Here is a 22,366-nt window from a genome sequence, read left to right as displayed (position 1 = left end):
AATTCTGCTTTTAAGTTTTAGATAAATACTTTTTAATACAAAGTTGGGACCAACCCACCATCAAGTCTTAAGGCTTCACCAGAAAATGAAGATGAATATGGGCTCGCAACAAAAGCAGTAGACCTTCCTACTTCTGCTGGTCTAATCAAACGTTGAATCCGAGATAAGGGACGGTGATTTTTCATAAAGTCACTTTCCCATTGGTCCTTTGGTAAATCAGAATCTTTGTACATATCGATAAGCATCTGTTCTACGCCTTCAGTTAAAGTCGATCCAGGCATAATTGTATTTACAGTTATATGCGTGCCCACTGTCAACTTAGATAAACTTTTAGCTAAAGACAAGTTCATTGTCTTAGTTAAGCTATACTGTGGCATTTCTCCAGATGGCATTACAGCCTCTTCACTAGCAATAAAAATAATCCGACCAAAATCTTGCTTAAGCATCTTAGGTAGATAAAACTTTGCTAAAGCATTACCAGAATAGAAATTGACATCAATAAATGTTGCCAAGTTTCTTCTGATATATCAAAGTAATTCATTGGCTTGAAAATTCCCATGTTATTGACTAATACATCAACTTGAGGAATCTATTTAAATAGTTTTTCTCGCTCCTCAGCAATCGAAATATCAAAAGCTGCACCTTGAGGATTAGTACCGGGAAATTTCTCTTTAATTTCACTAACGACTTGATCAGCAGTGTTTTTTTTACGACCATTAATAATGACATCAGCACCTTCACGTGCCATTTCAATTGCAATTGCTTTTCCGATTCCGTTAGTTGAACCGGTTATTAAACTTACTTTTCCTCATAATCCAAGATCCATAATTTACCTCCAGTATTTTGACTTACTTTTTGTTAGCAATAATTATAGACCAAAAAGTTGTTCTTTGCTAGCAAATTATCAGAGGTATCCTTAATTTCACTTAATTGTAACTACTCTGCTATGTTTAAAAGCATAATCAGATATTTCATTGCCAATCCCCGGTCGATCAGGGACAGTAAATACACCATTCTCAGGCTCATAATCATACTTAGTCAAGCTAAGCATTTTGGACATTTCAGTGTTGATATTATATTCGTGGATGACAAAATTAGGAATTGCAGCTTCTAAGTTTAATGAAACGGAAGTTGCTAAATTACTTCCAGCTACATGGATCTGCACACCAATCTCATTTGTGTCTGCCATATCGCAGATCTTTTTAACTTCTGTTACACCTCCTGCAGTACAGATATCTGGCTGAGCAACTTGGATGCTATTTTGATAAAAAGTACGTTTGAAATCCCAACGAGAATACATTCGCTCACCAGAAGCAATATTTAAACCTGTTTCTTGATGAACATAACTTAACAAATCGGGATCTGGCTTTACTGGCTCTTCAAAATATAAGATATTGTATTTTGAAAACATCTTGCCATATTGAACAGCTGATAATTTATCAGTTAAAGCATGATTTTCTAAGATCAATTCACCATTTTCTTCTAAAACATTACGAACTGCCTTAATTCTCTCTTCGGCTAAGTTTAAGTAATTAGGTGATAAAAAGGCTGTCTGTCTTTGCCACGGAATTTGTTTTCCCTGCTCATCAAATGTTAAAAAGTTAATTTTAACAGTCTTAAATCCCTTTTCTAAGGCAATTTTTGTATTATTTGCATAGTCTTGAGGCGTCGCTGCTGGCCTTCTTGACTCTCCCCATCCCATTTGGAGCTGACTAGCATAAGCTTTTAAATGATCTCGTTGTTTGCCACCAAGTAATTCCCATAATGGAGCATGATAATACTTCCCTTTAATATCCCATAAGGCAACATCAAAAGCCGAAATAGCACCAAAAATTACAGGACCTGCATTTTTACCAAAAAAGCTATTTCTATACAATTTCTGCCAAACGATCTCATGTTCTAATGGGTTCATCCCGATTAACAAGTGAGCTAATTCTTTCATTTCAGCAAAAGCTGCTTCTTTTGCTCCGCCATAAGATAGAGCAACTTCACCATCGCCATAAATACCATTATCAGTATAAATACGGCAAAAAGACGGTCGCCAATTATCTTCTACTGGATCACTATATAATAGATCAATTTTAGTTATCTTCATTTTTTCTCTTTACTTAACATAAATAAAAAAATATCAAACTAAACCGTTTGATATTTTTAATATTCTATCCTACAACTGAAAAGATTCTAACTTCTGGATCAGCAGTCCAAGTAGGTTTCAAACCTGGAAAAACATGCTTGGTAAACATTTCACTCTTTAGATAGTCTTCTGCATGTTCTACTGAATCAAAGCCGTGTAATACCTGCACATCTTCATCGCGAACAAGTAATGCCTTACTTTCAGCGCCTGGAATTGTTTCTAAAAATGATTTACGGTAATCACTATAAACCTTTGCAGCTGCCTTTCTATTTTCTGCTGGGATCTGCATCGTAACTTCTAAATAAGCTTTTACTGCCATATCAATTTTCCTTTCTGCTTTAATCAACTTACATTTTTATAGTAAGATAAAGCTGAAAAGAATTATATGTTTTAAAAAGAGTTTTAGCTACTAAAAAATTATTGAGTGAGGCTAATTATGTATCAAAGAAAATTACCAAAAGAATATTATTGTACAGTTGATTATGCATTAGATATCTTTGGCGGAAAATGGAAACCAAGACTCTTATGTATCTTAGGTCACAAAAAATCTATGAGATATAGAGAAATAAAAGATCAGATGGAAAACATCTCTGATGCAGCACTTGCAGATTCGCTCAAGGAATTGCAACAACAAAATATTATTGAAAGAAAGCAATATAATGAAATGCCAATTCGCGTGGAATATTCATTAACAAATAAGGGAAAAACGCTGCTACCAGTTTTAAATACAATTTCAAATTGGGCCATTAAAAATAGCACCCCTGATATGTATAAAGGGATTCATTTTGAGGATGTGCATAAAGACTTGTTTAAATAGAATTTTCTACTTAAAATTCAAACACTTCAACTGGGTATCTTAAACAATGCAGATTTATTCTTTATATTGTTCCATTCGTTGATTAAACTCTGCTTTATCAAACTTATCTAAATCAATTGCCTCTCCACCCATTAACGAATCAATCATTTCAGGATCTACTTCAAACTCCCAGCTATCGCCATAATTATAAGTTAATAATAACTTATTTTCCTTTTCAAAATACGAGACCTTAGCTTTTTCATATCTATTCCTGTAGCTGGATGTCAAACTAGTGTCATAACGTGTTTGAAGCATGTCTTTCTCACATTAAAAAACTATCTCAATCAATTTTATTATTATGAATTCTAATTTTGAAAATTATTTACATCAAAAAAGACGCTCCTAAATAGAGTGTCTAAATTTTAATGGCTCTATAATAAATCCTGTTGATAGATATCTATGATATTCTATCGACAGGATTTTTTACTGCATAAATAAAGAGGCCATAAGCCTCACTGCATTAAATCTTCCGATTCCACTCTAAAGAATAAAGGTGATTGCTTATGTCCTCTAACAATGATTGTATTAAATTTCATCTTGATATTGAAGATCAAAATATTGTTTTTTTTCGATTATTTAAAAAAATATATTGACGGAAAATATCATACCGTTTATTTAGGTCAGCTTATTCAGCTTTCTTGTCCCTTTTTTCCATTCTAATAATCTTAAACATAATAGCCACTGTACTTCTAACGTGCGTTTTATTACTGCTGATGCTAGCCATCCAGTTATTATCAGACTTAATAAACAGCGTGTTTTATGCAATGACTGCCTTAAAAGATCTATGGCTCAATCTAACCTTGTTAATAAATATTGTCACATCTCCAACGCATCTAAACGTAAGGTCTTAGCTGCTCTTACAGAAGATCGCTCTATGACCAGTATTGCTCGTGAGCATAACCTATCAGTTAATACGGTTCAAAGAGTCTTAGAATCTTGTTCTTCTAAGTTCTACGATGATTTCCTGAGCATTTAGCTTTTGATGAATTTAAAGGCGTTGGCAAGAAGCTGCACTTTATTTGCTTAGACGGTGATTCTCACCAAGTCGTCCAGATCCTTAGAACGCGTTTTAAGCCTGACTACTTCTATAAGTTCTCCCCTAAGGCTAGAGCTATGGTCAAGACTGTAAGTATGGATCTTAACTGCTATTATCCAATCGTGGCCAAAGAGCTTTTTCCTAATGCTCAGATTGTTATCGATCGCTTTCACATGGTTCAAATGCTTACCAGATCTTTCAATAGCTTACGAGTTCAGACATGAAGCTTTTTAAGAAGCAAAGCCGTGAATATAAGCTATTAAAATCTACCTGGAAGCTTTATCTCATGAAGTATGACAAGCTCAATAAGAAAACGCCGTACTATGACTGATATTTCAAAGACTATCTGACTCAAGAGCACGTTGTTTTAGATGGCTTAGACTGCAATGAAGAGCTTGAAAACACATATTGGGTTATGCAGGACTTTATGGCTGCTATTCAAAACAAAGATGAAAAGCAGATTGTTCACTTGCTTCACTCAAAACAAGCTGTCGGTAAACAAATGCATCAAACATTATTAACCTTTAAGCATAATTATACCGGTGTTCTCCTCGAGTTACTCCAACGGCTGTCTTGAAGGTGTTAATCGTAAGATTAAGCAAATCGAACGAACTGCTTACGGATACAGTAACTTTAAGCATTTATTAATTAGAATCAGACTTGAAGAAAATATCATAAAAGAAAAAGAACCAAACAGCTTTTTTCAAGTTGCTTGATTCTCATTCAAAACTATTCATCAACAGGATTTGCAAAACAGCCAGTTTTCCTTTAATCTTCTTCTAATGCAGAAGCTACTCTTTTATTTTTAACAAAATGAACCACTAATCCAATTGCCAAACCAACTAAAGCTGGAACAAGCCATGAAAGCCCCATGTTAGCTAATGGTAAATGGTTTCTTACTGAAGCCACTGCTAAACCAAATGAACTTTGACTTACAACACTTGGAAAGGCTACAACCATGTCGCCCAAAGCTGGAACAACTGTAAAGACAATTACAAAGAAGTAAACAACTCCGTCAGTCTTAAACAATGGCGAGCAGACAGATAATAAAATTAATACCATTGATAATGGGTATAGGAACATCAACATTGGAGTTGACCATGCAATGATTGTGTCTAAACCAAAGTTAGCAGCTAAGAATGAAGCTAAACAGCTAAGTGCTAACCAAGCATGGTAGCTAACTTGTGGGAAGTGTTTATGGAAGTCTTGCGCAAAAGCAGCAACTAAACCAACAGCAGTGGTCAAGCACGTAACAGTTAATAAGAATGCAAGTAAAGCTTGACCGAAGACACCGCCATAAACATTAACAATTTGGTTAAATGCAACACCACCATTGTCTGAAACTTTAAAACGACCTAAGGACATTGCACCCATTAAGATCAATAATAAGTAAATAAAACCGATAGCTAGCACAGCTAGCAAACCAGACTTAGCAACAACTTTTGAAACACTTTTAGCATTCTTTTGTCCCATTCCGCGCACTGCCGTAACAACAGTAACACCGAAGGCTAATCCTGCTAAAGCATCCATTGTGTTGTATCCTTCTAAGAATCCATTAACTAAAGCACCGTGCTTGTAGGCAGTAGTTACAGCTGCAGTTTGCGGGTTACCTAATGGACGAGCAAAAGCTACAAGGAATACTAAGAATAATAGAGATAAAAATAGTGGGTTTAATACTTTACCAACATTAGATAAGATGTTGTTTTGATGATATGAGAAACCAAAAGCTGCTAAGAAAAATAAAGCAGAAAAGATTAATAAGGCTGTTCCTTGCATATTTTTAGGAACAAATGGTGCAATCCCAACTGTAAATGAAACAGTTGCAGTTCTCGGTGTACCAAATAAAGGACCAATTGTAGCATGGATCAAAACCATAAATACAACTGCGAAACCAGCACCTAGCGGTTTTCCGATATCATAAACGCCATCAGCATGAGTAATTGCAACAGCTAAAACGGATAATAAAGGCAGTAATACACCCGTGATTAAAAATCCAACTGCAGCTGTACCCCAATTTGCTCCAGCAAGTTGTCCCAAGTGCAATGGGAAAATCAAGTTACCAGCCCCAAAGAATAAACCAAATAGCAAAGAAGCGACTACTAAATAATCCTTCCATGTTAATTTCCGTGATGTATGATCTGTCATCATATTCTTTCCCTCCAAAAAAATATCTCTGAATACAAAAAAGTCCCTCAACTAAATTACTTAGTTGAGGGACGCTTCAGCGTGGTACCACCCTTTGTTTGTATTGCTATCACTAGTAATACCTTTCACGTGCAGTCAATTGCTTGACGATACGCAGGCACTGTAATGGGTGCTCCCACTTCTTCTTATTACTTAGAAATTAAGAATCAGAACTCGAAAGTGATTTTCACTTAATCTTAGTATTTATCTCCTCACACCTCACGAGACTCGCTGAAAATTAAGATTATGCTACTCTTCTTTCTCTTTGTTTTCAGATTAATTAAATTTGTTAATAATCATTTTAATATAAACATCATAAATGTCAACAATTTTTTATAAATTTATTTCTTGGCTATTCAATATTCATAATTTAAAAATACGCGATTTTTTAAATCTTCAATAATCAACCAACTTTTTTAATCAAGTTACTTAACTGTATTATCACCAGATAAGGTACTTAAAATAATAGTGCCAGCATTATTTGTACTATCTCCTTCGGCAGCTGTTTTATTTTTTCCGAATAATGAATTATCTCCACTTAAAGTACTTAATTGATATTGAGCAGCTTTTACATCTTCAACTAAGTTATCCCCCGAAGTAGTTGAAACCTTAAATTTATCAAGGACTAAACTATTTTTCAGTGTAAAATCGCCACTTACTAGTTGGGCTTTTCCTTGCTTTACTGTAACTTCTTTGAGACCAATATCTCCTGAAGTTGTAGTTAATTTAACTTCGTCAGTTTGTACTGTTCTTAGACTTACATCTCCACTTACAACAGAAATTGCTAAAGAATCAAGACTTAAACTCTTAAAATTGGTATCGCCACTTACCGAAGAAACTTTTATCGCACTTAAATGATGACCCTCAGGAACTGTAACAATTAAGTTACCATTATCACTTTGACTAACTATATTTACTTCGACAAAGCCTTTTCTCCAAAACTTTCCGTGCTGATGATCTAATTTTGGTTCTTTAATTTGAAGAGTATCATCTTTAAGCTCAACGCTTGGCTTTTCATCTTCAGGGCCATAAAAGTGAACTTCAAACTTATCACCAGTTTCAACTTTAAGATCAAGATTAATTAAATCAAGATTTAAATTATTAAAACTATCATTACTCAAAACCTCGTTAATAACTTTATCTTTACTTTCATCACTTTTACTAAAAAACATTTTATGTGCCTCTTTTTTATTATTTACTCATTAGCTTTATTTAAATTTAATTTTACTATCATAGAGATGCTTTTCAATGAAATTTAACTAAGTGGTTAAAAATTATACCTAACATGCAAAAAAAGGCAGCCTAAGCTGTCTTTTTATCGATTCTATTTAAAAATTAATAATAGTCAATAATTTAATTGAGTCATGATTGCTCATTATCAGGAGTAATTACTGAGACAATATCAACATATTCTAAGACTGCATCTATACCAGCATTTTCTTTAGTTAAAGTAAGTACATCTTTTATCTTGACTCTTAATTTTACTAATCTTATTCAAATTGAGTATCCCAGTCAGGATCATTATTTGCATCAAAACACATTGCAATTTGTTCTTTAGTATTTCGTCCAAGTGAAAGTTTAGGTAAATTATCTAAATTAAAATAATCACATGCATCCGTTTCATCATTTGGCGTAAACTTTCCACTAATTTCCTTACATAAATAAAATATTTTCGTAATATTAGTCGCAATAACAGGCTTATTATGATGATTCCGATCTTGCACTGCAATAATCTTAATCGGTTCTACTATTCTTCCCGCTTCTTCACGAGCTTCTTTAACACAATTTTGAGCAGTGGTTTGATCATAATCATTCCAGCCACCAGGCAATGACCACTCCTGTGTCTTTTTTTCACGAACAAGCAATATTCTATTATCTTTAAAAATTGCAGCTCGTGTATCAATTTTGGGTGTTTGGTAACCCTCATCACCTAAGAAAAGAGTTTTAAGTTTTTCTTCCGGAATTCCAGTTCTAGCAGACATCATTTCGCCAGCAATTCTACGAATCTCTTCATAACGTTCACGATCAAAAACATCATGCCCATATCTTAATCCAGCTTGGGCTAAACTTTGTAAGTCCATTGCCCAATTTGCAATTTGATCATTTGTCTTCATTCTTTAATCACCTAAAATTTTATAGTTAAATTAATGACTAGCGACATAATCTTGTAATTCGCCTAGCTTATCAATTTTAAACGTAAAAGCCTGCATGCCTAACTTCTTTGCTGCATCAGTATTTGCTTTCAAATCATCTATAAATAAACTCTCTTCAGGCTTTAACATATAACGAGCAATTAATTTTTCATAAATTCTTCTATCTGGCTTCATTAGTTTTTCTTGAGCAGAAAAAACATAGCCATCGAAATAATTTCCCATTTCAGAGTTTTTAACAAAATTTGCAAATTGCATCCCTGTATTAGATAAGCCATAGATCTTATAACCATCTTGGCGCAATTTTTCCATATAATTAAAGACTGGTTCATAGAAATCAACATTTTCTGGCCAAGTTGCCATAACTTGCTTAACCTTACCCTTTAGACGATCTGGTACACGATCCATAAAGATTTCAGTTGCTTCTTTTTCTGAAATCTTTCCAGCGTCAATCTCGCTCCATTCTTTAGATTCAAAAATACTCTTTCTTAATAAATCATGGTCTGCTGGACTTAATTCATAATGATTCAAAATTTCATCGGGACTATAATTCATGATGACATTTCCAAAATCAAAGATAATATTTTTAAGCATTAACTTACCTTCTATCTTTAAAGTCTATAATTAAAATATGCGCTTTTTAATGAAATCTTGCAAGAAAATGCAAAATTAATTATATAGACCCATAATCTTTTATTTCTTATCCCCTCTATTAAGCATAAATATCAAAGTTAATAAACCTGTAATAATATCAATGAGTTTATTAACAGTTTGCGAAGAATTCAATTCGTTAGAATTATCCATAATCGTTGGTTTTATTTGTTTAAACTGCTCTCTTGTTTGACGTAATTTTTCATATTCTTCATTTAGATCTGAACTTTCTTGACTACTCTGGTTATCGCTTTGCTTTTTACTTAGTCCAATAGTAAATATCTGAGGAAGAACACCGTCTTTAAAGTATTGTTTTTCACTATTTTCGTTAAAGTCATCAAATATAACTTTATATCCTTGTTCTTTCAATACTTTTAATGGGATTTCAGTACTATATAAATCATTAATTGATTCTCCAACTCGTCCAGAAAGTTTTCCAGAAGAAGTAATAGAGTGACCATGATCATCTATATCAATAAAATTAATAATTGCTGTTTGAACTTTATTATTTTTCGAATCGGTTTTTTGGTCAATATTTTTACGAACTACTGTAGTTTGAGAATCTGATTCATGATCGTGATTTAGATTAATATATAAAGTATCATCATTATTATTTATTTTTTCATAAACTACAGTTAAATCTTGCCCTGGATTGGCTGGAGTTACTGTAGCGAGAGTTGCTTGATAGCCACTTACTTTCGGCACATTTTGATTGTTTTTAACTTTACTTGCATCACTAGAGTCTGATACAAACTGAGGCGTTGGTGCATCTGGAATAGCAACTCCCGCTTCATCAACTGGAATCAAATGACCATTAGGGTGGTACTGAACTGTAATGGCTTGATCATCTAAAGTCATAGATTTTGGTTTAATCAAATCTAAATCAGCGTGATAACCCTGAACAACGGGAACTTTAATTTCTTGATATCTTTCTTTATCCGCATGCCAAGCTTTATCATAAACACCATGAGAAATTACTTTTTTGGCAGCTTTATTAATCGTAATCGTTCGGAACCAATTAGTTGTTTGAATAATTTTCTCGGGCGGATTTGAGCATCCCTCAAAATTAACAATCAGCTTACTCTTTCTATGATATAAAGATGGATCAACCCATTCTACAGGATTATTTACGTTTACAGCTTCAATAGCAGATATAAAAGTAATAATAAAAACCGGGCAGTAGTCATCCAAACTGCCAAAAAATTGGACATCTCCGTTATGATTAAAATCATTAGCTACTAATTTATAGCCTTGTTCTTCAAAATGCTTGATTTTAAGTTGAGGATCATAATTAATTGGTGTATTTGCTAAACCAGAAACAGTATCTTCTGTCAGCAATTGATTATTATTAGTTAAATCTACATATCTAATTTTTGCCTTTTGTATTGTATTAGTTGGTTTCATGTTGAGCTTAAAAGAAACTATATATTCTTTATTTAAGTCATTAACCGTTACCTTTTCTCCACCAACTACTACTCGATCGGGAATATAACCTGGAAGTGTTGGAGTACCAATTAATTGCATACTCTTTTCTTTTGGCTGAAAGCCATGATCTTCAACTACTTTCCCACTTTTTTTATTAATGATATAAACATGACTAAAACTTACCCTCGTCACATTATCTTGAGGATTTCGGCTAGCAGCACCTACATAATGAACAGTTTGCGTAATTGTTTTTTAATAGTTTTTCTTTAGTAAAACCATATCCAGGATGATTTGCATCGATCACCACATGTTCATCTATATTTTCATTCTGATTAAACTTATCATCCATCTTTTAACCTCTATATATAAATAAAAAGTATCTTATAGTTTAATTTTAGCACTCACAAAAGAAAAAGGGACTGACTTAAAGTCGGTCTCCTTTCTCTTTAGTGTAGCTTATCTTGCCTTTTTTCTCTTTTTAACACCAGCTAAACCAATTAATCCTATTGATAAAGCAACAGAACCAATCACTTCATCATCAATTGATTGTTGAGCGTTACTACTTGTTTGTGGCAATTCTTTATTTGAATTTGCTGTTCTATTTTTAGTCAGATTGGTTGAATCTTTTGATGATTCAGAAGTGTTAATCTTCTCATTGACTAACGAAGTATTTCTTCTAGCCAAAGGTGAAAAACTTGTCTTATCTAAAGCAACTTTTGATCTTGATAAATCTTCTTTTTCAGTTGATTCACTGTGATTTTTTGAAGTGTCTGATGTTGCTTGATGAATCAATTTCTCAGGTTCAGTTGACTTGCTTTCACTTGATTTATCAGGTTTGCTTGGCATTTCTGGCTTACTTGGTTCACTCGGTTTGTCAGGTTTATTCGGGGTTTCCGGTTTCTCCGGCTTGTTTGGCTTGTCGGGTTTAGTTGGTTCTGGCTTCTTAGTAGTACCACTATAAATAACTTGGATCTCTTGATCTTTAGTATTTGCATCTACTGTTTCTTCTGGAATAACAGCATAGTTAACATGCTCAAAGCCTAATGATGCAGGATCTTTTGAAATTACTTTTTCGAAATAATTACTGCTAGTTGCTTTCCATGCATGAGTACCATCCTGAGTATCAATTGCACCATCATTATTAATACTATAGCCGACCACACCAGTCACTAAATCTTTCACTGGAAAACGAACAAAACTTGCACTTTGTACATAGCTAGCTTTGCCATCAGGTGATCCCTTAACAGGATTTCCTTTATCGTCAACATAAGTAATATTTCTAGAAACACTCTTACTTTCTTGTTTTTCTTTCTTTAGAACATGTCTAAATTTGACATAAAATACTTGTTTTTGATTACCAAACTTAAGATTTTGACCCTTAGTATCATCGCTAACTAATTCATAATGTTGATTTTCTAAAGCCTTAATATCACTTAAAGTTGAATATCTAGCATCAGCTCCACTTAATCCAGTTAAATCTTTACTTAAGATATTTTTGTTATTTTCATCTAAGTCCTGGAAAATAACAAGAATAGTTTGATCTAATTGTTGCCCTGAAGAATCACCATTTGCAATATTTTGTGGCTTTAAGTTAGTTGGCTGATTTACAACAGATACATTAAGAGTATAAGCTGCTGGACCTACTAATTCATTATTCGGATTATTATCATCTTTCACATCAATCCAAGTAGCAAGATTGTTCTTCATATAATTCATTAATTCGGGATTATTGATTCTAATTCCCTTATATAAAATTGGATAAGCATTATTCAAATTGTTATTAAGTACTTCATACTTATCTTGATCTTGATATATCTGAGCCTTATCTTCTTCTGGTTTAGTAATATCGTCAGGCTTTGAAACATCAACACCTGCTTTAGTAATTTCAGAAATAAAAGAAATTGGTAAAGAATATATTTGACCTAAATTAGCTCCATTAACAGTAATGTGATATGTACGTGAAGTCATTAATTGATCTGAACTGTATTTCGACCCATCGGCTTTCAAGACTGTGCTATATGCTTTTTCAGGATTGTCACTATGAGTAACAACAATTGAAATATTATTTTCTGGTATTTTATTTAAACTAAAACCGACATTTGAATTATCTTGAGCAATTTGATCTAAATTGTTAGTCCCTTTTAGTTGAGCAAATGCACTTTCAATTTGTTCTTTAATCTCGTTGTCGCTTGCATAATTATAATCAAAGTAAGGATTATTACTTGGACTATAAACCGTTACTGTAGCAGTATTACCAAAATTCTTAGCAAAATATACGATTCCATCTAACCCAAGCGGAGATTTATCGTTTACAGTAAATGATCCGTCAGGATAAATAGTCCATACTCTAGAATTTATGCCAGTACTTCTTCCTTGAATCCATGTGTTTTCTCCAATCCGCGGAGTAATCGCTCCACTACTTTCTTGTGGAATATATTTAACAGGAACGCTTAACCCAGAAGTAAATTTATAAGCGCCATCCCCAATAACTAGATCATTTTGAGCACTATAACTGGTTGGGCCATTCTTTTCATGAGAATAGCCGACAGTACTAATAGCACGCTGAATTAAAGAATATTGCTTTAAATCAAGATTAAGAAGTATGGCACCATATTTTTGAATATGATCGTTAAAACTTAATCGGTAAAATTCATTCGGAATATTTCCTACTGTGGCAATATTTCCTATTGTATCCGTCTTTCCTGCATTATCTTTAACGGTTACTGGTGTATCTTTCTCTGCTAAACCATCACTATACGTTTTTTGCTGGCCAGATTGTAGTGGCAAGCCTAAATCAATATCAATATAATCACCAGGATTAATGTTCTTAGTATTTTCTATTTTTAATCCTAAATTTAGTTGAACATAGCCACTATCATGTGGGGTATTTCCGTTATTTGCAACCACATCATGCTGGATAACACTATAATTTTCTTTGGCAACTGGTTTAGCTTGATCTTGATCAGCAGTTGAAACTTGTTTAGTTTGATCTTTATTTGCTGCAATAACTTTTTTAGTATTTTCTATCTGTAGCTCGGCACGTTGATTGCTTTCTTTATTGGTATTAGTTGCTTTTTGTTCACTGCTTGTATTAACCTTTGACTTTTCAGCAGATACTTGATTTTGTGCATCTACATTCTTAGTAGTTACAACCACGTTTTTAATATTACTTGATGGACTAGTTGTAAGTGCCTTGCTTGATTCCTGTTCAACAGCAGGATTTTGTTTATTTGAACCATTTTCATTAACACTATCTGCTTGAGCTGTTTGAGAATTTAGCCCGAAAATTGACATCCCTATAAGAACAGAAGCTGCTCCGACAGTAAACTTACGAATTGAATAACGAGGACTTATTTCTTTAAGTTCATTAAAATGATTATTATTTCTTGATAACATTATTATCTTGCCTCTTTTTATGAAATTAAAATATCTATTGATTAATTTAATCTTTTCTTTTTTAAACCAGCCAAACCGATCAAACTTAAATCAACTGCTAAACCAGTTGCAACTATAGCCGCCGTTTTTTCATTATTATTACCAGTTTGCGGTAAAGTTGCTTTTTCAGTCTTTATCTTATTGATACGCTTTGGTTTCTTTACATCATCTACTTTCTTCATAGTAGTTACTTGTGAATGAGACATGTATCTTGGCTCATTTTCTTTTTCAGAAATCAAATTATTAGTTCTATTAGGTTTAGAAATATGTTGCTCCATATTTTCTGTGATTACTTTTGACTCAGCAATATTAGTTGAAATATGTTGCTTGTTAGTAGATTGTTCCTTATTATCTGACGAAATCGGCGTCACAATTGGCTTAACAGGTTTTGTAGGATTTAGCTGTTTATTTTTAATGTAAGAAATATTGATAATTTCATTTTGATTATTAAATTTCGGCGTTAGCTTTTCTACCTTGCTTTGACTTGGAGTGTAACCTTTAATTTCAGGCACATTGTATTCGGCAAAACTATCTGAACCTACATTCTTCCAATCATTCATAAATGAAATATTATTTGTAACAGCATCTTTTATAGCCGTCTGAACAAACTTAACTGCTTGAACAATAGAATTAGTAGTCCCATCAGTTTTAGTTACATTAATCGTTCTAGCAATTACCTTAGTCAATTTTGGATCATTAGCCACTTTGCTAAGCTGATGAACTAAATGAATAATAACTGGTTTATTATTATCTGCTCCAAATGTATAGCTTGTTGGTAAAATAGCGCCTTGCACTAAGTCATAATTTTGAGGAATTGAAATATTTAACTTAATATCTTCACCAGTCTTACCTGCAATAGTGTGTTTTTGATTAATTACCGGATCTCCTACCTGATAATCATCGTCGATAAATTGATAATAACTAGTCTGTCCATTAGCAAGATATCTAATATTGACTGTCGAGTCCTTAGTTTCTGGTGTTACCACCATTTCTGGAGCCGAACCATTAATTGCGTATCCCTTAACTGCCTGCACCTGCATTGCAGCAAAAGCATACTTACTATTATCAGACCATGGTCCATAACTAATATTTCCGGTAACCATATCCTTCTTACCAATACGAGTAAAGGTATGCTTCTGAATAGTTTTATCAATTTTACCAGCAATATTGGTAATTAAAATGGTACGACTAACTGTCTTAGTTAAGCTAGAATCATTAACAAGATCACTAATATGGTGAGTTAAATGAATCATAATTGGTGCATTATCCGTAGCTTTAAAAGTATAGCTCATGTTCTGATCTGGAACTAAATCATAATTAGTTGGAACTGAATCTTTTATTGCTTTAGTTAAGTCAACCATTTCATCAGTGGTTCCAGAAATTGGATGACTTGTACCAACCTTAGTTCCCTCTTCATTATCGTCTACAAACTGATAAAAACTGTTTTGCTTATCAGCAGTGTAACTAATATTAATATCAGCAGGATTATTACTATCAGCCGTTACATTAATTGCATCCACCTTGCCAGATGGTGTATATCCAGCAAATACTGACAAAGCAATTGCTGGTAAAGTTTGTTGATTCTTATTCCACTTACCATAAATGTGTTTATTAGTTACTTTATCTAAGGTATCGCTTCTACCGAATGTAACACTTTGTGTTGTTGACTTAGGATCAACTTTACCATCAGGATCAGTAATAGTTACTTTACGTCTAACAGCTTTAGTATCATCCGACAAAGCTTCTTTTTGATGAACTAAATAAATCACAAGAGGCTTATTATCACTAACTTTAAAGGTATAACTAGTTGGTAATATGCTCCCCTTTGCTAAGTCATAATTCTTAGGAATCGTAATATTTAAATTAATTCTATCTCCAGTTTTACCTGCAATAGGATGCTTTTGATTAATTACAGGATCTCCTGCTTGATAATCTTCATCGATAAATTGATAATAACTAGTCTGTCCATTAGCAACATAGCTAATCTTGACTGTCGAGTCCTTAGTTTCTGGTGTTACTACAACTTCAGGTGCTGAACCACTAATTGCATAACCTGCAATTGCTTTCACTGAAATATCATTGAAAGTATACTTACCATTTTCTGACCACGGTCCATAATTAATATTTCCAGTGACCATATCTTTCTCGCCAGTACGAGTAAAAGTATGTTCTTGAATAATCTTATTGACACTACCATCAAGTTGGGTAATCAAAATAGTACGACTAACTTTTTGACTGAGCTTAGCATTAGGATCAATTTTTGCATTTTCAGTTTTATGTCTTAGTTCAACCGTATAAACTGTTTGATCATCAGCAGTAAATTTATGATTAGTTGGTAATTTTTCTCCTTCTGCTAATACATAGTTTTCTGGAACAACAACAGAAGAGAAATCAGCGCTCTCACCTGTAACACCATTAATAGAAATCGTTTTACCTACTTGTTGGTCTTTATTATCTTTATCAATAAAACGTACGGTTATACTTTGAGAATCAGCTTTATAAACGATATTTACAATTGAATCTTTGGTATTAACATCAGGAGTAAGCTTTTCAATCTTTGCTGGATTAGCAGTATAACCATCAACTATTGGGGCATCATATTCTGTAAAGCTATTTCCACCGTTTACTTTCCAATCATGATGATATGTAATTTTTCCAGTAACATCGTCTTTAGTTGCTGTTTGGATAAAACTTACCCTTTGAACAACTGGTGCTAATTTTGTTCCATCTGGTTTTGTAACATTGATGGTACGAGTAACTTGCTTCATTAATTTAGGATCATTAGTGATTGCACTAAGATGGTGGACTAAATGAATTACAATTGGTTGATTGTTATTAGTCTTGAAAGTATAAGCAATCGGCACAACATTACTTTTTGCCAGATCATAATTTTGAGGAACTGAAATATTTAACTTAACCGCTTCACCAGTCTTTCCTGCAAAATCATGTCTTTGATTAATTACAGGATCTCCTGCTTGATAATCATCATCAATAAATTGGTAATAATTAGTCTGTCCATTAGCAACATAGCTAATATTGACTGTCGAGTCCTTAGTTTCCGGTGTTACCACCATTTTTGGAGCCGAGCCACTAATTGCGTAACCTGCAATATTCTTTACAATAATTGCTGTGAAAGTATAACTTCCGTTTTCTGACCACGGTCCATAATTAATATTTCCAGTGACCATATCTTTCTCGCCAGTACGAGTAAAGGTATGTTCTTGAATAATCTTATTGACACTACCATCAAGTTTGGTAATTAAAATAGTACGACTAACTTTTTGACTAAGTTTAGCATTAGGATCAATCTTGGCATCTTCAGTTTTATGTCTTAGTTCAACCGTATAAACTGTTTGATCATTGGCGGTAAATTTATGATTAGTTGGTAATTTTTCCCCTTCTGCTAATACATAGTTTTCTGGAACAACAACAGAAGAAAAATCAGCACTCTTACCTGTAACACCATTAATAGAAATTGCTTCACCCACTTGTTGATCTTTATTATCTTTATCAATAAAACGTACAGTTATACTTTGAGAACCAGCCTCATAAACAATATTTTTAGTTGAATCTTTAGTATTAACATTAGGAGTAAACTTTTCTATTTTAGCTGGATTAGCAGTATAGCCATCAACTACTGGAGCATCATATTCTGTAAAACTATCTTTACCATTTGCTTTCCAATCATTATTGTATGTAACTTTTCCAGTAACATCGTCTTTAGTTGCTGTTTGGATAAAGCTTACCCTTTGAACAACTGGTGCTAATTTTGTTCCATCTGGTTTTGTAACATTGATGGTACGACTTACCGTCTTTGTTAAGTTGGAATCATTAGTTACTGCACTAATATGGTGAGTTAAATGAATTATAAGTGGCTTATTATCACTAGCTTTAAAGATATAACTCATATTTTGATCTGGAACTAAATCATAATTAGTTGGAACTGAATCCTTTATTGCTTTGGTTAAATCAATCGTTTCATCAGTGGTTCCAGAAATCGGATGACTTGTACCTACCGTAGCCTCATTTTCATTATCATCAACAAATTTATAAGAACTGTTTTGTTTATCAGCAATGTAACTAATATTAATATCAGCAGGATTATTACTATCAGCAGTTACGTTAATTGCATCCACCTTACCAGATGGCGTATATCCAGCAAATACTGATAAAGTAATTGCTGGTAAAGTTTGTTGATTCTTATTCCACTTACCATAAATGTGTTTATTAGTTACCTTATCTAAAGTATCGCTTCTACTAAATGTAACACTTTGTGTCGTTGACTTAGGATCAACTTTACCATCAGGATCAGTAATGGTTACTTTACGACTAATTGTTCTAGTATCATCCGATAAAACTTTCTTTTGATGAGTCAAATGAATTATAAGTGGCTTATTATCACTAGCTTTAAAGATATAACTCATATTTTGATCTGGAACTAAATCATAATTAGTTGGAACTGAATCTTTTATTGCTTTAGTTAAGTCAACCATTTCATCAGTGGTTCCAGAAATCGGATGACTCGTACCAATCTTAGCTCCCTTTTCATTATCGTCTACAAACTGATAAGAACTGTTTTGCTTATCAGCAGTGTAACTAATATTAATATCAGCGGGGTCATTACTATCAGCCGTTACGTTGATTGCATCTACCTTACCAGATGGTGTATATCCAGGAAATACAGGCAAAACAATTGCAGGCAACGTTTGCTGTTTTGTATTCCATTCGCCATAAATATGCTGATTGGTTACCTTATCTAAGGTATTACTTCTACTAAATGAAACACTTTGTGTTGTTGACTCAGGATCAACTTTACCATCAGGATCAGTAATAGTTACTTTACGACTAATTGTTCTAGTATCATCCGATAAAACTTTCTTTTGATGAGTCAAATGAATTATAAGTGGCTTATTATCACTAGCTTTAAAGATATAACTCATACTTTGATCTGGAACTAAATCATAATTAGTTGGAACTGAATCTTTTATTGCTTTAGTTAAGTCAACCATTTCATCAGTGGTTCCAGAAATTGGATGACTTGTACCAACCTTAGCTCCCTCTTCATTATCGTCTACAAACTGATAAAAACTGTTTTGCTTATCAGCAGTGTAACTAATATTAATATCAGCAGGATTATTACTATCAGCCGTTACATTAATTGCATCCACCTTGCCAGATGGTGTATATCCAGCAAATACTGACAAAGCAATTGCTAGTAAAGTTTGTTGATTCTTATTCCACTTACCATAAATGTGTTTATTAGTTACTTTATCTAAGGTATCGCTTCTACTAAATGAAACACTTTGTGTTGTTGACTTAGGATCAACTTTACCATCGGGATCAGTAATAGTTACTTTACGTCTAATTGTTCTAGTATCATCCGATAAAACTTTCTTTTGATGAATTAAATGAATTTTTAACTGTTCATTGTCGCTAGGCTTAAAAGTATAACTAGTTGGTAATGTGCTTCCTTTTGCTAATTCATAATTAGCTGGGAGTTTAATATTAAGTTCAACAGTTTCGCCAGTCTTACCTGAAAATGACGTAGCAGGTTCTATCACCTGTTCTTTATTATCATCATCAACAAATTCATAACTACTAGTAAGGCTAGCAGGTGCATATACAAAAGAAATATTCAAATCTGCTGGAGAATCCAATGTTGCAGTATTTTGGGCAATTTCTTTGGCATATTTAATGTCATTTTCATTCGTTGAATAGTCTGCGTTCCCAATTTTAACAGCTGAAACTGTATATCCGGTTATATCAGTATTTACACTTGTTTGGCCATCTTTAGCTTTCCAACTATATGTAGGTTTATTACTATTATTTATCACAGCAATTGGGCTGCCAGTAACAATACTTGCATCATTATATTCTGCAGGATATATTGTGAAGTAATCTTTGCCAGTACCATTTGGATTAGCTGCCACCAAGGAGCCATTAAGATTTACATCCTGAGTACTTGTTTCTTGTAATTGAGTATGACTTGCATCATTTTTTACAAAATTAATAGTTCTCTTAATTGTTGCTGTATTTTCCTTAGGAAAATACCAGATTATATGTTCATTTTTATTTTCATAAATACCATCTTGATTTGTATAAGCAATACTACTATCACTTGTATCAGACGTGCCAGGACGAACAGAGTTATTGAACCTAGGATTTACAAATAAATTAGCTGGTCTACCTAACAATGGATAGCCGTTTACAATATTATCTATAAATGGATTTGCATAGTAACCATCTACAGCAGGAGTTGAAAATTCGACTGTCGACCAATTTCCATCATTTGGAACTAATATGTAGCTTGTCCCTTCTTTATTAATTGGAACTTTCCAGCATTTCACATTACTAATTGACTGAACTCCCTCTATATATCCGACATTTACTTCTTGAGAATTTGCACCATCATATGTTTTAGGAGCTTTTTCATCCCATAACCAAATATTACTCTTCTTAACAACTTTACCCTTAGAATTTACAAACTCATCCTGTCGATAATTAAAAGTTGCTTTAAGGTCTGGAGCTACAGATACATAATTTCCATTACTATCTTTAACAGGATCGCCATTACTGTCTCTTTCATACAAATGAACAGTAACTGTCCGTTGCTCTGTAATCACTTTCTTAGTTAAATTTATTTCTACATTAACTGGCTCTGCAATTCCGTCAAAGCCAAAGTGTTTTTGCCCAGTAATACTCATATCTGACTTTGTATAATCATCGTTACCTAGCCAGTCAGCAAGATTAGTAACAGGCAATGGATTCAGACCAGTATTATAAGGAGTCACAATAGTTATTCCATTACCGACGACAGTAACAGTTCCGAGATTTTTATTATTATCCGTCTCAACATACGTTAATTGCATTGGAATTTCATCATCACGGAATACGTGATAAGTAGTGTCACTAGTTTCAGTTTTAGCTATATCATAAGTTTCATTTGCTATAGCAGTTGCGCTATCACTCGGCTTGGTAGAAAGATATACTGCATTGGTAGGAATAGTTACTTTTTGATAATTTGCATAATTGTTATGTAAAAATGTATCAATTACGCCCTGAACGATAGCTTTAGCATCAGAACTACCTTTTGAATCATAAAATATGCTGTGACTATAGGTTTTGACAGTTGGATTAGCATAATATCCCCAACTATTATATTGCCTAAAAGTTAAGTTGTCTTTAAATGGAGTCTTCGAAGTGGTATCTAATTGTAAAAGATCACCATTATTTGTAATTACAACCTGGCCGTTTGCAAAACTGGTTTCCAAATTAAAATCAGAAGGCAACTTTACATTATTAAGATTAATAACTGTCTTGCTAATATTAGTAAAGCTGGCAAACACTTGTCCAGTCGTCCACCCTCCCGTTGCTTTACTTAAATCCCAGCCAGAAATATCAATATCTTTTAAATTAGTATCGTTTCTAAAAAGACACAATATATTTTGGACATTGCTTACATTCCACTTGTTAATGCCATCTAATGACTCTAGAGCTGGACTATCATAAGTATTCTCGTCAAACATCTGTTGCATATTGGTAACATGAGAAACATCCCAGCCACTTAAATTACCTAATGACTTAACCTTATATGCTCCGCAAAACATGCCACTCATATCAGTCAAATTGCTGGTATCTAAATTGGTAAGATCCATCTGTTTCAAATTAGGATCATTTGTGCTAACTCCATTTTCAGTAGTTAAATTTCCACCAAAAGCAGTTTTATCTGAAACTTGAACTTTCTTATTATCTGTTTTACTGATAGCTACAGTAGTTGGTTTAATTGTATTTAGAATCTTTTTAAACTTAGCTGCATTTACTGTAATAACTGCATTCTCATCAGTTAACTTTCCGGCCTTAGTAAAATCAGCAGCGTTTGGAATAACTAGATGTTCTTGATCACTGCCATGGTAGCCAGTAATATCTAACCCATTATTAACAGTTTCTGTATCCCAACTACTAACGTCAACTTTGCCAAAAGTTGATTCATCAAGCCCATCATTAGAATTAGTAGTGACTGCTTTTGAACTATTTTTTGCAATATTAAAAGGTTGAGTATTAGCTGCTTCTCTAGTTTTTATCTCAGAAAAAGTGCTGTTCTCAACCTTTTGAATGGTATTTTTTTGTACAGTTAGCCTATTAATGATTTTTTGATTATTTTGTCTAATTAGGTCAGCCTTATTTTGTAAATTGGCAGTATTATTCTCACTATTTTGATGATTGTTTTTTGCAATAACTACAGCTTGAGTATTTGGTGTAATTGGCTGTGATATTTTCTTTTCACTAGTTTGTTCATTAACAGTATTGTTATTTACATTATTGTCCTTAACGGTATCAGCTTTAGCAACGCCTTGAGAAGATGCAACAAAGTATGTTCCCAATAATACACTTGCTGCTCCAACAGTCAATTTTCTAATACTCCAGCGATCTTTCCTTTTCATATCCCTAAAATTCATAACTTTTCCTCCAAAAATAAAAGCCATCTCATTTAAATT

At 33.3% G+C, this 22,366-nt stretch carries 11 protein-coding genes, 2 pseudogenes and 1 other annotated feature; of the genes and pseudogenes, 2 read left to right on the top strand and 11 right to left on the bottom strand.

What is annotated here, in order from left to right:
* Positions 1-32: 32 nt before the first annotated feature.
* The 3 genes and pseudogenes from LGAS_RS04690 to LGAS_RS04680 all read right to left on the bottom strand — a co-directional run bounded on the left by LGAS_RS04690 (position 33) and on the right by LGAS_RS04680 (position 2,453).
* Positions 33-793: pseudogene (locus tag LGAS_RS04690) on the bottom strand (SDR family NAD(P)-dependent oxidoreductase).
* A 129-nt stretch (positions 794-922) separates the two neighbouring features.
* Positions 923-2,095: a mandelate racemase/muconate lactonizing enzyme family protein gene (locus LGAS_RS04685; RefSeq protein WP_003647339.1), complete on the bottom strand. Its 1,173-nt coding sequence runs from the start codon at positions 2,093-2,095 to the stop codon at positions 923-925.
* Between the two features lie 64 nt (positions 2,096-2,159).
* Positions 2,160-2,453, bottom strand: a complete 294-nt coding sequence (locus tag LGAS_RS04680; protein ID WP_003653073.1) for a hypothetical protein — start codon at positions 2,451-2,453, stop codon at positions 2,160-2,162.
* A gap of 117 nt (positions 2,454-2,570) precedes the next feature.
* Here LGAS_RS04680 and LGAS_RS04675 point away from each other — a divergent pair, with 117 nt between their 5' ends.
* Entirely contained in the window at positions 2,571-2,951 is a 381-nt protein-coding gene (locus LGAS_RS04675; RefSeq protein ID WP_003653075.1) for a winged helix-turn-helix transcriptional regulator, read from the top strand.
* A gap of 54 nt (positions 2,952-3,005) precedes the next feature.
* Here LGAS_RS04675 and LGAS_RS04670 read toward each other — a convergent pair whose 3' ends face one another.
* Positions 3,006-3,245 carry a hypothetical protein gene (locus tag LGAS_RS04670; protein WP_003647342.1) on the bottom strand — a complete coding sequence of 80 codons (240 nt, stop codon included), beginning with the start codon at positions 3,243-3,245 and terminating at the stop codon, positions 3,006-3,008.
* Positions 3,246-3,493: 248 nt separating this feature from the next.
* On the opposite strand from LGAS_RS04670, the pseudogene LGAS_RS09430 reads away from it, so the two are divergent.
* Positions 3,494-4,742: pseudogene (locus tag LGAS_RS09430) on the top strand (ISL3 family transposase).
* 52 nt (positions 4,743-4,794) lie between these two features.
* Here LGAS_RS09430 and brnQ read toward each other — a convergent pair.
* From brnQ to LGAS_RS04630, 7 genes are all read right to left on the bottom strand, one after another.
* Positions 4,795-6,171, bottom strand: coding sequence for a branched-chain amino acid transport system II carrier protein (brnQ, locus tag LGAS_RS04660; protein ID WP_035422809.1), 1,377 nt, complete (start codon positions 6,169-6,171; stop codon positions 4,795-4,797).
* Between the two features lie 64 nt (positions 6,172-6,235).
* Positions 6,236-6,485 (bottom strand) — a binding site (T-box leader).
* A gap of 150 nt (positions 6,486-6,635) precedes the next feature.
* Positions 6,636-7,382, bottom strand: a complete 747-nt coding sequence (locus LGAS_RS04655; RefSeq protein WP_003647344.1) for a DUF4097 family beta strand repeat-containing protein — start codon at positions 7,380-7,382, stop codon at positions 6,636-6,638.
* A 318-nt stretch (positions 7,383-7,700) separates the two neighbouring features.
* Positions 7,701-8,324 carry an NUDIX hydrolase N-terminal domain-containing protein gene (locus tag LGAS_RS04650; RefSeq protein ID WP_003647345.1) on the bottom strand — a complete coding sequence of 208 codons (624 nt, stop codon included), beginning with the start codon at positions 8,322-8,324 and terminating at the stop codon, positions 7,701-7,703.
* 30 nt (positions 8,325-8,354) lie between these two features.
* Positions 8,355-8,954, bottom strand: coding sequence for an HAD family hydrolase (locus tag LGAS_RS04645; protein ID WP_003647346.1), 600 nt, complete (start codon positions 8,952-8,954; stop codon positions 8,355-8,357).
* Between the two features lie 99 nt (positions 8,955-9,053).
* Positions 9,054-10,628, bottom strand: a complete 1,575-nt coding sequence (locus tag LGAS_RS04640; RefSeq protein WP_003647347.1) for a mucin-binding protein — start codon at positions 10,626-10,628, stop codon at positions 9,054-9,056.
* A gap of 264 nt (positions 10,629-10,892) precedes the next feature.
* Positions 10,893-13,832: a mucin-binding protein gene (locus tag LGAS_RS04635; RefSeq protein WP_011678888.1), complete on the bottom strand. Its 2,940-nt coding sequence runs from the start codon at positions 13,830-13,832 to the stop codon at positions 10,893-10,895.
* A 41-nt stretch (positions 13,833-13,873) separates the two neighbouring features.
* Positions 13,874-22,327, bottom strand: coding sequence for a mucin-binding protein (locus LGAS_RS04630; protein WP_229036287.1), 8,454 nt, complete (start codon positions 22,325-22,327; stop codon positions 13,874-13,876).
* Positions 22,328-22,366 lie beyond the last annotated feature (39 nt).

The organism is Lactobacillus gasseri ATCC 33323 = JCM 1131 (assembly GCF_000014425.1).
Taxonomy (GTDB): domain Bacteria; phylum Bacillota; class Bacilli; order Lactobacillales; family Lactobacillaceae; genus Lactobacillus; species Lactobacillus gasseri.
The sequence above is the reverse complement of the archived record's forward strand: the minus strand, read 5'-3'. Positions and strand labels throughout refer to the sequence as shown.